Source organism: Anaerolineae bacterium, from assembly GCA_016931895.1.
GTDB lineage: Bacteria > Chloroflexota > Anaerolineae > 4572-78 > J111 > JAFGNV01.
The window spans coordinates 1-13,912 of sequence record JAFGDY010000067.1 but is presented as its reverse complement, the minus strand read 5'-3'; the positions used below and the strand labels follow the sequence as shown (position 1 = coordinate 13,912).

At 52.3% G+C, this 13,912-nt stretch carries 13 protein-coding genes; 10 read left to right on the top strand and 3 right to left on the bottom strand.

Annotated features, from left to right (window positions below; genetic code table 11):
* The first annotated feature begins 180 nt into the window (after positions 1–180).
* On the top strand, positions 181–435 hold the full coding sequence (locus tag JW953_05405) for a type II toxin-antitoxin system RelE/ParE family toxin (protein MBN1992119.1): 255 nt from the start codon (positions 181–183) through the stop codon (positions 433–435).
* A complete protein-coding gene (locus JW953_05400; GenBank protein ID MBN1992118.1) occupies positions 435–821 on the top strand; it encodes a helix-turn-helix transcriptional regulator in 387 nt (128 codons plus the stop codon). Before JW953_05405 ends, JW953_05400 begins: the two co-directional genes overlap by 1 nt.
* A 101-nt stretch (positions 822–922) precedes the next feature.
* Here the strand turns inward: JW953_05400 and JW953_05395 are convergent, their stop codons facing one another.
* Together JW953_05395 and JW953_05390 are read right to left on the bottom strand one after the other, a co-directional pair.
* Entirely contained in the window at positions 923–1,252 is a 330-nt protein-coding gene (locus JW953_05395) for a hypothetical protein (GenBank protein MBN1992117.1), read from the bottom strand.
* 205 nt (positions 1,253–1,457) lie between these two features.
* Positions 1,458–2,486: a LacI family DNA-binding transcriptional regulator gene (locus tag JW953_05390; protein MBN1992116.1), complete on the bottom strand. Its 1,029-nt coding sequence runs from the start codon at positions 2,484–2,486 to the stop codon at positions 1,458–1,460.
* A gap of 370 nt (positions 2,487–2,856) precedes the next feature.
* Between JW953_05390 and JW953_05385 the strand changes: the two genes are divergently transcribed.
* The 8 genes from JW953_05385 (at position 2,857) to JW953_05350 (ending at position 12,108) form a co-directional block, all read left to right on the top strand.
* Complete coding sequence (locus JW953_05385; protein ID MBN1992115.1) at positions 2,857–4,248, top strand: sugar ABC transporter substrate-binding protein; 1,392 nt, start codon at positions 2,857–2,859, stop codon at positions 4,246–4,248.
* Positions 4,249–4,625: 377 nt separating this feature from the next.
* Entirely contained in the window at positions 4,626–5,552 is a 927-nt protein-coding gene (locus JW953_05380; protein ID MBN1992114.1) for a sugar ABC transporter permease, read from the top strand.
* Positions 5,553–5,685: 133 nt separating this feature from the next.
* Positions 5,686–6,447, top strand: coding sequence for a carbohydrate ABC transporter permease (locus tag JW953_05375; protein ID MBN1992113.1), 762 nt, complete (start codon positions 5,686–5,688; stop codon positions 6,445–6,447).
* Between the two features lie 250 nt (positions 6,448–6,697).
* Positions 6,698–8,431 carry a beta-glucuronidase gene (gene uidA, locus JW953_05370; GenBank protein ID MBN1992112.1) on the top strand — a complete coding sequence of 578 codons (1,734 nt, stop codon included), beginning with the start codon at positions 6,698–6,700 and terminating at the stop codon, positions 8,429–8,431.
* A 132-nt stretch (positions 8,432–8,563) separates the two neighbouring features.
* On the top strand, positions 8,564–9,370 hold the full coding sequence (locus JW953_05365; protein MBN1992111.1) for a formylglycine-generating enzyme family protein: 807 nt from the start codon (positions 8,564–8,566) through the stop codon (positions 9,368–9,370).
* Positions 9,371–9,406: 36 nt separating this feature from the next.
* Positions 9,407–10,075, top strand: a complete 669-nt coding sequence (locus JW953_05360) for a class I SAM-dependent methyltransferase (protein ID MBN1992110.1) — start codon at positions 9,407–9,409, stop codon at positions 10,073–10,075.
* A gap of 46 nt (positions 10,076–10,121) precedes the next feature.
* The gene (locus JW953_05355) at positions 10,122–10,964 is read left to right on the top strand and encodes an SDR family oxidoreductase (protein ID MBN1992109.1); all 843 of its coding nucleotides are present in this window, start codon (positions 10,122–10,124) and stop codon (positions 10,962–10,964) included.
* 40 nt (positions 10,965–11,004) lie between these two features.
* Complete coding sequence (locus tag JW953_05350) at positions 11,005–12,108, top strand: radical SAM protein (GenBank protein ID MBN1992108.1); 1,104 nt, start codon at positions 11,005–11,007, stop codon at positions 12,106–12,108.
* A gap of 59 nt (positions 12,109–12,167) precedes the next feature.
* On the opposite strand, the gene JW953_05345 is transcribed toward JW953_05350, so the two are convergent.
* Positions 12,168–13,259 carry a putative sulfate exporter family transporter gene (locus JW953_05345; protein ID MBN1992107.1) on the bottom strand — a complete coding sequence of 364 codons (1,092 nt, stop codon included), beginning with the start codon at positions 13,257–13,259 and terminating at the stop codon, positions 12,168–12,170.
* Between the last annotated feature and the right edge of the window lie 653 nt (positions 13,260–13,912).

Here is a 13,912-nt window from a genome sequence, read left to right as displayed (position 1 = left end):
CTGTTCACCTGTTCCAGGCATTTGATGATCTGCCTGACGTATTGGCCGCTGCCGTGGAAATGACTGGCATCAGGGTTGGTGTTTTGTCGGTTAGCCATTGTTTTCACATCCTTTCTATGTTGATCATATTATTGGGAAGTAAAGTTTGCAGTACGGTTAGCATTGTGCTAACATATCGGTATGTATGAGGTCTTCTTCACCAAGCAAGCAGACCGGGCGTTGCGCAAAATGTCGCGCAAGACGGCCCGCCTCATCCGCGAAAAGCTCGATCAACTGGCCCAGGACCCGTACGCGCGCAACCCGAACGTGACCAGACTGCAAGGACGGCCCGGTTACCGATTGCGGGTAGGTGATTGGCGCGTGATCTATGAACTTGAGGATGATCGTTTGGTGATTATGGTGCTGAAGGTGGCTTCGCGAGGAGGTGTGTATTGATGAGCGTACAAATTATTGAAAAAAACGGCCGGCCTGAGTACGCTGTGGTGCCCTACAAAGAGTATCAGCGTCTGGTGGCCGAAGCCGAAATGTTGCAGGATGTTCGCGATTATGATGAAGCAAAGCTGGCTATGGCCAATGGGGAGGAACTCATTCCCAGTCGGGTGACGTATGCCCTGCTGGATGGGGAAAATCCCCTCAGGGTCTGGCGGGAATATCGCGGGCTGACCCAACAGCAAGTGGCCGAAGCAGCGGGCATCAGCAAGCCCTATTTGTCTCAGTTGGAGTCGGGCCGGCGTAAAGGCACCGCTGAGGTGTTGCAGGCCATTTCTAAAGTGTTGAATGTTTCCCTGGATGATCTGGTAATGTCTGAGGAAGAGGCCTGACGCGAGGAAAAACAACGAGGCATTTGTCTGAATACCGGGAATACATCCTCGTACTCTCGGTAAATTATTGGAAGCATACCCTTGCATTCAGTAACTATGGGTTAAGTGACAATGGCTTTGGCGTATTCACCCGGGCCACAAAATGTATCAATTTCAAACTTCACCTTTTGTTTCCTTTTTCTCTTGATCTGATCGTCATCACAGAATTGATGATATTTGTCCCCCCGTTTTCTGAGGCCGTCAAAAGCGTTGCCCCATGAGCTAGCCATGAGAAATCTGGATAAAATCAACCGATTGCTGGCCGAAGCTGAAGAAGCGTTAGTAAAACCCGGCTCAAGGTTGAAGCCGGGTTGCTCCTGCCCGGTGGCCGCCCGGAACTCGGCCAGGAGGGTATTGAGATGGCGGTTGGGTAGATCGGACCACCAGGCCAATTCACCGGGGAGGGTGGTGTAGAGGTTGTCATAGTCCAGGTCGAGGGGCTGACTTGGGTTGGCGTTGCTCAGGGCATAGGCCGTGCCGGCCCAAACGTTCTGGCATTGAAGGGACGATCTCGCAGCCGTGCGGGTATGTGACTTGCGACGTTCGCGTTAAATTAGGGTTGGACGCCGTTATCCCTAGAGGGGGGCTGGAGATGAACTAGACAGGGCAAGGCGCGGTTGACTCGCGGACGACCAATGGGCTTTCTAGAAGGGTGCAATTATTGCCGAGGTTGAACTTACCCTCGCTCATGCGTCGCAAAGTTTGCACCGCCAATTTGCCCATCCGGTATTTGGGTTGGTCAATGGTAGTGAGGGGTGGATGTGTATGGGCAGCAATAGCAATGTCGTCCACGCCAATAATTGAAATATCTTGAGGTACGCGCAGGCCATAACTGCGTACAGCGTGCAAGGCGCCTACGGCGATAATATCATTAAAAGCGATGACCGCAGTTGGGCGTCTGTTTTCAGGCAAATCCAGCAACGCCCTCATTGCCTGAAACCCTCCCCCCACTTCAGTGCCGGGTGGAACTACAGGACACCACTCAGGCTGCAACGCCAACCCGGCCTCTGTTAGGGCAGCCTCAATCCCACGTTGACGAGCCTGAGCGATTTCACCCGTGCTGGGTGAAGCCAGATGACCTATGCGGCTATGGTTCAGCCCCAGCAAGTGTTGCGTGGCGCGATACATGGCGTTTTCAAAATCTACCACAATGCAGTGTACACTCGGCTGGGAGACTCGCCGATTGAAGAGCACCAAGGGCACCTGCTGGCGTTCTTGCCATGCCAACAACTCTGGAAATGGTGTCAATCCGGCCAGAAGAACGCCCGCAACCGGGGGCTTGCTCAGTTTTTGTAAGAGCTGATGTTGTCGTTGCGGATGGTCGGCTAAGTTGTACAACGTTAAGATCAGTTCATAGTTATCAGCTTCATCCTGAACGCCTTGAGCTATCTCCAGAAAATATGGATTAAGCAAGTCACCCACCAACAGAGCAATCGTCCCCTTGCCTGCCTGATCAGAGGTTTTTCGCCGAGGGATGTAACCCAACGCTGCCACAGATGTCTCAATTCGCTGGCGAAGGTCCTGGCTTACGGGGCCTGTATTGCGCAGTACCCGCGAGACGGTGGCTGTGGAAACCTGGGCATGGTGGGCAACATCGGCGAGCGTAGGACGTTTTTCCCTGGTCATCGTGTTTTTCTCCTGGAAAAATTATGAAAAAACTGTACTGAAAATCTTGAATAGAGTCAAGGAAAATTATTACAGTAAATTATACTGCAATTTTTGTAAAATACAAGTAATAATTGACAAATGTAAAGAAAAAATATATAATCTCTTACATTCTTTGATATAATTGCACACCTGCTTCAATTACCCGATTCAACCCTGAGATCGTCCATCTTCCTAACTAACAAAGCTGTTTTTAGAGGAGGTGTCAGGAATTCGATTCTTCTTCAGAGGCTATCCCCCTCAGCTATTGTTCCCACGCTTCTCGGATGCCTGTGGTATTCGAAAAGCGATTATCATCCACTTAATCTAATCTAAATTTAGGAGGAACCTAATGAAACGTTTATCTACTCTGTTAACCCTGCTTGTTTTGTTGTCGCTAGTTTTGGCGGCGTGTGCGCCCTCTGCCCCGGCCCCCGAGCCGGCAGCTGAAGAACCGGCGGCCGAAGCGCCAGCGGCCGAAGAACCGGCAGCCGCAGAGCCAGCGGCCGAAGAACCGGCGGCTGAAGAACCAGCAGCCGAAGAACCGGCGGCTGAAGAACCAGCAGAACCTATTGCTCTCAAGATGACGGCATGGGATATCGGCACCACTCCCTATTGGCAGGCCGTGGTAGACGCTTATCAAGCCCAAAATCCCAACGTCACCGTGGAATTGATTGACATTTCTTCGGCCGAGTATCAGGATAAGGTCAATATCATGCTCTCGGGTGGCGACGAGACTGATATCATCACGATCAAAGATATTCCTGGTTATTCCGCCATGCTAACTCGGGGTCAGATTATACCGCTGGAAAGCTACATCGAAGCGGATGGGCTTGACCTGAGTGTCTATAGCGGCGCGGCCGAAGAGCTGACCTTCGAAGGCTCGATCTACGGCCTTCCGTTCCGCAGCGATATTTGGATCCTTTACTATAACAAGGATCTCTTTGACAAGGCCGGCGTTGACTATCCCACCAATGACATGACGTGGAAAGAATTTGATCAAATAGCGCGCCAGATGACCAGCGGCGAAGGCGCCGATAAGGTCTATGGCGCCCATTTTCACACTTGGCGCTCGACCGTTGAGCTGGCAACGGTGCAGGATGGCAAGAACACGGTCATCGCCACCGATTACAGCTTCATGAAACCGATGTACGACATGGTTGTGGCTATGCAGGATGATGACATCATCATGGATTATGGCGAGTTGAAGGCGGGCAGTGTCCACTACTCGGGCGTCTTCAAGAACCAACAGATTGCCATGCTCCCGATGGGGTCCTGGTTCATCGGCTCGCTGATTGCGGCCAAAAACGCGGGTGAGATAGATTTTAACTGGGACGTGGTGAAGTACCCGCACCCTGAAGGGGTCGAGCCCGGAACAACCGCCGGCACGCTGACTTCCCTGGCCATCAACACGAACTCGAAGAACAAAGATGCTGCCTGGGATTTTATCAAGTTCTACGGCGGCCCCGAAGGAGCCAAAGCCCTGGCCGCTACCGGCAATCTCCCGGCCATGCGCAATGCGGAGATACTCGGAGTCTTTTCCTCCCTCGAGGGAGTTCCGCCCGGAGCCACCGAGGCCTTGCAGACAGCGACCGTTCGCCTCGAACTCCCGATGCACCCCAAAGTAGGCGCAGTTGAACAGATCTTGAACGAGGAACACGACCTGATCATGACCGAATCTGTCCCCGTGGACGAAGGGATTGCGTCAATGACCAGCCGTATCTCAGAAGCGCTGAGTCAATAACGCAGGCGCCGGTTAGACAATATCTGTGGGGAAGTCTCGTCTACACAGCGGGACTTCCCTGCCAGGTATGAGCGACGTGTGGGTGTAGAGCAGGTGAGGGATGGGCGCTAGGCCGTTTGCTGCCTTGCTACTCTGGCTGTATACTGTCGCCCAACTCATGATTAGGGACACCTATCTTCCGGGTTAAGTCCCGGATCATGCGTAGGCTCTTAGAGCCTGTCTAAAAAGCCTAACATGTCATTTCGAGCGTAGCGAGAAATCCCTACGGCGTAAGGTTTTCCGGCGAGATTCCGGGGATTTCTCGGCTTATGGCCTCGAAATGACATGCTTTTCAGACAACTTTTTAGGCGATAGAGTGAAAGATTTTTTCTAACCTTATGGACTCTATACAATTAAACCGTCTCAAACAATATGCCACCGGCGCGCGGCGAGGAGCACTCAGGCAAAACCTGATTGCCTACTCCTTCATCCTCCCCAATTTACTTGGCTTCGCCATATTCACGTTAGTGCCTATGGTCTTCTCCCTCGCGCTGGCATTAATGAACTGGGATGGGGCGAATGTGGTTTCCTGGGCGGGATTAGACAATTTCAGGCAGTTGTTCCGCGATACAACCTTCCGCATTTCTCTGGTCAACACCTTCTACTATGTTATCGGCACAGTACCCCCGACGATGGCCGCGGCGCTCGGGCTGGCCTTACTGCTCAACCAGCCCCTACGGGGGAGGAATTTCTTCCGCACCACCTTCTTCTTTCCCTATGTGGCCTCTCTGGTCGCGGTTGCCGTCGTCTGGAACATGCTCTTCCATCCGGCGATGGGACCCGTAAACCAGCTACTGGTGGCACTGGGCGTAGAAAATCCACCCCGCTGGACCGCATCGGTGGATTGGGCAATGCCCACCGTTATCATGGCCAGTATCTGGAAGGGGATGGGGTATTACATGGTCATTTACCTGGCTGCTTTGCAGGGTATTCCCTCGTATCTCTATGAGGCAGCCGAGATTGATGGCGCAAACGCCTGGCAGAAATTTCGTTACGTCACCTTGCCTATGCTAACCCCCGCCACCTTCTTTGTCAGCATTATGCTCATCATCGCCTCCTTTAAAGTCTTCGATCTGATCATGGTCATGACGGGCGGTGGCCCGGGGCGCGCCACCAATGTGTTGGTGATTCACACCTATAACACAGCCTTTAAGGAGTTCCGATTTGGCTACTCCAGCGCCATAGCCATGGTGCTGTTTGTCATCGTTCTGGTTATCACCATTATTCAATTCCGCATGGAAAAACGTTGGGTTAGTTATATGTAAGCGCGGAGGCGATACTGAAGTGTACAGCTTATCAAAACAGGCCAAAAGTGAGAACGGCCTCCTCACCTATCAGTTCAGGATAGGGTTTAACAAGACCATCACCTATGTTTTTTTGATTTCCCTGGCGGTAATCATGTTGCTGCCCTTCCTGTGGATGCTCTCTGCCTCACTCAAGCTGGATAAGGATGTCTTTCGCTTCCCGATTCAGTGGATTCCAGTGGATCCGCGCTGGAGTAATTATGTAAAGATTTGGACCCAAATTCCTTACCTCACCTTCTTTGCCAACACCGCCAAGCTGACGGTCATTATCACCCTGCTTCAACTCTTTACCAGCAGTTTTGCCGGTTACGCCTTTGCCAAGCTTGATTTCAAGGGCAGAGACATTATCTTTCTTGCCTACATTGCCAGTATTGCCATCCCCTGGCAGTCCTACATGGTGCCGCAGTTTATCATGATGCGAAGATTGGACCTGGTTGATACACATACGTCATTGATCCTGTTGCAGGCCTTCTCGGCGTTTGGCGTTTTCCTGATGCGCCAGTTCTTTATCAGCATCCCCAACGATATCATTGATGCCGCGCGCATTGATGGCCTGAGCGAATACGGGATTTATTTCCGGATCATGCTCCCGCTTTCGCAGCCGGCGCTGGCCACGTTAACCATCTTTACCGCCGTTTTTGTCTGGAACGACTTCATGGGACCACTGATCTACCTAAACTCCCAGTCCCTCAAAACCATTCAGTTGGGCCTGCGCATGTTCATCATGCAGTATTCCGCCAATTACGCCTTGATTATGGCGGCCTCGCTTGTATCGCTGATACCCGTAATTATTCTCTTCCTTACCTTCCAGCGCTTCTTTGTCGAGGGCATTGCCACCACCGGGGTCAAGGGCTAAGGCGGAATACGGCTGTTACTTTTGCCCGCGCTGCCGCTGCGTGAAAGACCGCCGCAAAACTAAACCGTCAAAGTTGCGGAAAGTGGCCCCAGGCTCTGTGGCAGCGGATTATTTTGCAGGCGTCACCCGTATGACCAAAGTGACCATTCACTACCTGTCAGAAGACCCCGGGCGGCGATGGCTCTTATCGCCTCAATTCAACCAATACTGCGTATCCCGTTTGTAAAAAGTTAGCGCCAGCGGAGGCCCTATGCTCTATCCACAATCAAACCCATTTCGTCAGGTTTTTGACCTTTCCGGATTTTGGGAGTTACGTTTTGACCCGGAAAACCGGGGCCGGCAGGCCGGCTGGACCAATGGTTTTACCGGTGGTTGTCCCGTGGCCGTGCCGGCCAGTTGGAACGACCAATTTGCCGAGAGGCGCGACTATTTGGGCCAAACCTGGTATCAAACACGCTTTGATTTGCCGTGGGGGTGGAATGCGGCCCGGCAGCGGATTGGGGTTCGCTTTGGTTCGGTCAACTACCTGGCCGAGGTTTGGCTCAACGGCGCCCGTTTGGGCGAGCATGAGGGGGGGCACTTACCCTTTGCGTTTGACCTCACCCCATACGTTCGACCTGAGAATAATAGCCTGGTCGTCCGGGTTGAGGGTGAACTGGCTCCTGATCGGGTGCCGCCGGGTAAAGTTCCGCCGGACCCCCGCCACATGTTTATAGATCAGTGCCAGAATTTTCCGCCCACTTCGTTTGACTTTTTCCCTTACTGTGGTCTTCACCGGCCCGTTTTGCTGACTGCCGTGCCGCCGGAGGCTATTACCGATCTAACCGTTGTGACCGAATTGCCCGGGCGTGTACATATCAAAATCAACCTGGCTAGGACAGACGCGACCGTGGCGCGTTTTTCGCTGGGCACCACGGTGCAGGCCGAAGCTCGGATTTCCGGTGACACGGCCGAAATGGTACTGGATGTACCTGAGGCAGTCTTGTGGTCGCCCAACTCGCCCCACCTGTACACATTGACAGTAGAGTTGGTTCGGCAGGGTACGGTTTATGATCGTTATACGCTACCCATCGGCATCCGCGAAATCAAAGTAGGGGGCGATGCTTTGCTGCTCAACGGCCAGCGCATCTACTTGCAGGGTTTTGGCCGTCACGAAGATTTCCCGATAACGGGTCGAGGCTATGTGCCCGCGGTAATCATAAAGGATTATGCTCTGATGAAATGGGTGGGCGCCAACTCATTCCGCACCACGCATTATCCTTATTCGGAACAAATGATAGACCTGGCCGACCGTCTGGGTTTTCTGGTGATTGACGAAACGCCGGCAGTGGGGTTGTTCTTTGCTACAGAAGGTTTAGACCGCCGGTTGCAGTTGTGCCGCCAATATATCAACGAACTGGTGGCCCGTGATAAGAATCACCCCAGCGTAATGATGTGGAGCTTGGCCAACGAGCCGCATTCGGCGGTGCCGGAAGCCAAACCGTTCTTTCGTAATCTGTATGACCTATGCAAATCGCTCGATCCAACTCGCCCCGCCACCCTGGTGAGTCATGTAGGCTTGGCCGAGGAATCTTTTGAGTTTTGCGACTTGATGTGCCTCAATCGTTATTACGGCTGGTATACCGAATCCGGGCAGCTTGAGGCAGGCTGCGTGAATCTGGAATCCGAAATCGAAGCATTGTATGCAAAATTCAAAAAACCGCTTATCCTGAGCGAGTACGGGGCCGACACCGTGCCCGGCCATCACGCCCAGCCGCCCGATATGTTCAGCGAAGAGTATCAGGCCGATATGCTCGAACGATATAGTGAAGTTTTGCGTCGCAAACCTTACGTGGTTGGCGAGCACGTTTGGAACATGTGCGACTTCCAAACCTCGCAAGGCGTCCGGCGAGTGGGCAGCCTGAACTTGAAGGGCGTATTCACCCGTGACCGCCGTCCCAAGCTGGCGGCTCATCGCTTGCGGAAGTTGTGGGCCACTCGCTGATTTTCCCAGGCTCATTAGCTCACAGATTCAGCCTTTAGAATTTTCAGGAGCACTTTTGCCGGCCAAAGAGGGATTGTTTGGTACCCTGGCAAAGTGTTATGATAGAGGCTGGCCGCATTTATAAAATTGATTATGTCTGCAAAAGAACTTAACCTGGAGTTTGTCCTGATCCCCGCTGGAGAATTTATTATTGGCAGTAATCCGTCGGCGGACCGGCTGGCTCAAACCGACGAGGAGCCGCAACACCGGCTCCACATTTCCAATTTTTATATTATGCGTTACCCGGTTGCCAATAAACAGTATGCCCTGTTCGTACAAGCCACCGGCCACCGCCCCCCCCGTTTTTGGCCCGATGGCCGGTTCCCGGCGGCTCAGGCCGACCACCCCGTAGTGGGCGTTTCGTTTCACGATGCGGCCGCTTTTTGCCAATGGGCCGCGGCAGTAACCGACCGGCCCATTCGATTACCCACCGAACCGGAATGGGAGAAAGCCGCCCGTGGCCCGGATGGCCGGCTGTACCCGTGGGGGAATCAATGGCACGGGAAACTGTGCAACCACGGCGAAGGCAAACCCGCCCCAACCACGCCCGTTAATCAATTTTCACCCCAGGGCGACAGCCCTTACGGCGTGGCCGATGTGGCCGGTAACGCCCAAGAGTGGTGTTCTTCTTTGTTTGGCCCATACCCTTACGATCCAAACGATGGCCGCGAGGTGTTGGTTTATAATCTGGCCGGTCAAGGCCTGATGCCCCGCTGGCACGAAACCGGCTGCGTGGCCAATCCTCAACAAATTGAAGCGGCGTTGGATAAACAAACCATCCGGGGCGGCTCCCGGCGGCAAGGGCGGCAGAACAGCCGCTGTGCTTACCGTAGTTGGGCCGCGCCGCTGCATCGCAGCGACGACACCGGTTTTCGCTGTTGCTACGAGCCGCAGGAGTAAGCCTAACGTGGAAATTTTTCATTGGAGGAAAAATTAATGACCCAAGAACGGATACCTGAACCAGAAGCAGTGGTTGATCCTGACCAGATTGAAAACTATATTCGTCTGTCTGAGAAGCTAATGGGCTATGTGTATCAAGAAGTTGTGGACAGAGCCACAAAGCTGGCCCCCATTGCCGGCCGGGTTCTGGATGTGGGGACAGGATTCGGGATGCTGGCGATGACGTTGGCTAAAAAGAAGCCCGATGTAGAGATCATCGGGCTTGATATTTCAGAACAGATGACTGAGGCAGGCCAGGCGCTGGTTGAAAAAAGAGGCTTAGCAAAGTGGATCTCCTTTGAAACAGCCGATGCCAAAGAGATGCCCTTTCCCGACGACTACTTTGATGCCGTCATCAGCTATGGCTCACTCCATCATTGGGTTGGGCCGGAGCAAGTGTTTGACGAGATCAATCGGGTGCGGAAGCCTACCGGGATAATCTACGTGGCGGATTTGCGTAGAGATCAGCCCCGGCTGCCAATGTGGTTGTTATATTTGGGGCTAAGGGTGCGGGCCGGACGGCGGCAGGCCAGAGAGATGGTGACGTCGGTAAACGCGGCGTACACCCCGGCAGAGATTGAGGCGATGTTGGCGAGAACGACAATAACAAAATGGCAGCCCAAACATACCTTTTATGGCCTAAATATCTTCTCTGCACAGAAGTAGGTTTATCTGAGCGGCCGCCATCAGCGAAACAATTTTTTAAGGAGGGTTGGCAATGAAAAAACCTGGATACGTTGTGACCGGGGCCAATGCAGGAATTGGCAAAGCGATTGCTCATGGTTTAGCAGCGCGCGGGCTGAGGGTGATTATACTGTGCCGAAATCCAGAAAAGGGAGGCTGCGCGATTGATGAGATTCGGGCCGCGACAAATAATTCCTCCGTAGAATTAGTTATTGGCGATCTTTCCTCACCGGCGAAGGTTCGCGCTGTAGCCGAGAGACTCCTTGAGAAAGTGCCTGAGATTGGGGCGCTGATCAACAATGCCGGGGTATGGGCAACTCAGCTTGAACGTAATGAAGATGGCCTTGAAATATCGTTTGCGGTCAATCACCTGGCCCCATTTTTGCTTTCGCAACTACTATTAGAACGGCTGCAAGAAAATGGCCCTGGCCGGATTGTGAATGTAAATGCCAGTCTTTACGCCATGGGTAATGTAGACCTGGAGAAACTGCCTACGGGTGATAATTTTCACCCATTTCGAACTTACGCCAACACCAAACTGTGCAACGCCCTCTTCACCAGAGAATTTGCCCGTCGTTTGACCGTCAACGCCATGACCATCAACGCCGTTCATCCGGGTATTATTCAATCTAATCTGGCCGCCAATATGTCCGGCTGGCCCAGGTTATTTGTCCGGCTGGGTCAGTTATTTGGAAAATCTGCTGACCAGGGAGCGGAAGGCCCGTTGTATCTGGCTACCTCTCATGAGGTAAGCGGTGTCACCGGAAGTTTCTTTGATAGATGCAAACAAGTTCCGTATGCCAAAAACGCTTTGAATGATGAACTTGCTTCCCAGTTGTGGAAAAAAAGTGCAATGCTCACGGGACTATGATAAATCTCCATTTGTGGGGAATTCTCCGGCGGGTGAAGACGTGCTGAAACTCCTACAACGTTTTTTGGGAAAAACTGAAAAACGCGGGTCGCCCATTTCTGTGCTGCAAATAGAAGTGACCACGCGATGCCAGCTTAAATGTACGTTTTGCCCCAATAGTGTTTTGGGGGATCGGTGGGAACGGGGCGATTTTTCCTGGGAGTTGTATCGGGATGCTGTATCTCCTTATTTTTTGGGGGTGGATTGGGTATATTTGCAGGGTTGGGGGGAGCCGCTGTTGCATCCTCGTTTGTGGGATATGTTCAGACTGGCCAAAGAGAGGGCGCGGCGAGTGGGCTTTACCACCAACGGCATGCTCTTGGATGAAAAAAATGCCCGTCGTTTTGTGGCGGAAGAGGGTGATCTGGTAGATATATCTTTCAGCGGCAATACTGCCGCCACCCACGAGGCGTTGCGTTGTGGGTCCGGGCTGGCGCAGCTCAAGGAGAATGTTCGCCGTTTGGCCAACTTAAAAATGCAGGTAAATGCTGATAAGCCGGTGATTGTCCTATCTTATCTGCTTACCCGGCCCAGTATCGGCGAATTGCCGGATTTTATTGATACGGCCGCAGAGATAGGGGCCAACGAGGTGGTCGCCATTAACCTGGATTACACCCCCTATCAGGCGCAAGACAACTTGAGGGTATTTAGTTGCGCCAATGGGGCCAAGCCGGAATATGAGGCGATATTACAAGAAGCGGCCAGGCGGGCCAAACAACTTGGGCTGGTTTTCAGAAGGTATCCGTTGAGTATGGATGAAAGTGTGCTGGTTTGTGATGCGCGCCCGCTGGATACGGTTTTTATCAATCAGCGGGGCCAGGTAACTCCTTGCACCTATCTGGGTATGGCAGTAAAGGGGGAAATTCCTCGCCTATTTTGTGGCCAGCCTTTTCCTGTATTCCCGGTAAGTTACGGTCACTTAGCCGAGGGTTTATTGACGGTGTGGGATGGTCCTGCTGCCTGGGTTTTTAAGGAACCATTTGCCAGGCGGCATGCCCTCTCCGGCCCCGCTGCTGCCTTTTTGAGAATCGGGGATAATGCCGAACCGAAAGTGCCGCCCCCGCCCCCTCCATGTGTTCATTGCCATAAACTATATAAGTTGTAGCTCAAGCCGGACACCCCCGCTGATGCATGGATGCCCCGGTTCCCGTGGAACTACTGCTCCTAAAATCCAAACACGCCAAAGATAATCCAGGCCGCCAGCAAGGCCAGACAGGTATTGAAGACGGTGGCCGCGAGGTAGACGATAACCGGCGGCCAGCCCATCTTGCCAATCTCTTTGGTAGAGAGTTCCAGGCCAATGCAGAAGAAGGCCAGGGCAAAGAACCATTTGGAATAAAGGCTCAATAGGCTAATCTGCTCTTTGGAAAACAGGTTCACCGAGGTCAGGATTGACAGCAGAATGAAACCCAGGACAAATTTAGGGAAACGATGCCAGATAATAGCCGCGCTGGGACGCTCCTCCGGCCTGCGTTCAACGACCATCACAAAGTAAAGGGCCAGGACAAAGGCCACCACCCCGATCAATACGTTCTGGGCCATCTTGACAATAGCGGCTACCTGCTGCGCTTCCGGGCCATACATCGTTCCGGCCCCCACCACAGCGGCAGTTGTGTCAATATTGCCGCCAAACCAGGCCCCGGCTACGGTAGGCGACAGCCCCATCAAACCGCCCAACCAGGGCATAATCACCATTAAGGGTAGCGCGGTGAAGATGACCAGCGCAGTAATGTAGGTGATTTCCTCTTTTTTGGCCAGCACCGAACCGGCTGCCGCAATTGCGGCGGAGACGCCACAAATCGCCACCGCGGTGGCCATGACCGCCTTGAGGGTTTCGCCAATGTTCATCTTGGTGGCCAGCCACCAGGTGAAGAAAAAGACCGCCGTGACCATGATGAGGCCCTGAATCAGGCCGCCAAAGCCTTTGGCCATAATCTCGCCAAAAGCCACCTTAGACCCCATCAAGACCAGACCGACCTTGAGGAAGAACTCGGTTTTGATGGCCGGGGCCACAAAATCGTGGGTTTTGGTTGCCCGCAAAATGCCGTTGACCATCAAGCCCAGAATAGCCGCCACCAACGGATATTCAAAGGGATTCTTGTCAATGCCCCGGCTCTCGAACCAGACCGAAATCCCGGCATCCAGTTCGGCGATGATAAAGGCAAAAAGAATAACTAAAATCAGCCCCACAATCAGGCCTGGTGTCCTTGAAAAAACAGACTTGCTCTCAGGCGCTGAAGTAACTGATGTGGTCATTATTTCTCTCCTGTAAATTATTTTTTAATAATCAACCTTACTTACAACCATTGACCCGATCTGATAGCCGGCCTACTCCCAAAAACCAAAGAGCGGCCACGGCAGTGCGGGCATCAAATTAATCCAAACAATGACAACGATCACAAACGCGATAATCGTGGCTAACCAATCTTCATTGAATTTCACGAGTCATACCTCCTGAAAAGAAAACAATCAACCAATAAATGTGTAAATGGGCAGATTTTGCCCACCAGACCAACATTAGTATGGAATAAAAACATATTTTTTTTCTATGCCCACCCCTTTTTTAGTTACTCCAGGCCCCAAGGTTTTCAAAACCTTTAGGGCTTTTAGATGCTGCATTTGACCAAGTTCAAACAAATTCTCGTCTGGGCGAATAAGCCTACAATCAACCACTCTCCATTATATCTGATTTGGTAGATAAAGTGAATAAGTCTTTTGCCCATCCCGGTATCTAAACAAAGTCTTAAAAAGATAAAGTAAAACTTGTTGCTCGTTTCTAAAAAGGCATGGTAGAATTGTTGTTTAGAAAGGGTTCGATAACCTGGGATGGTTCACAATTTAGTTGACACTTTTTTGAGCACGAAATAAAAATTGGCCGTTAAAATTTATCGGGTCCAGGTTATTTTCTT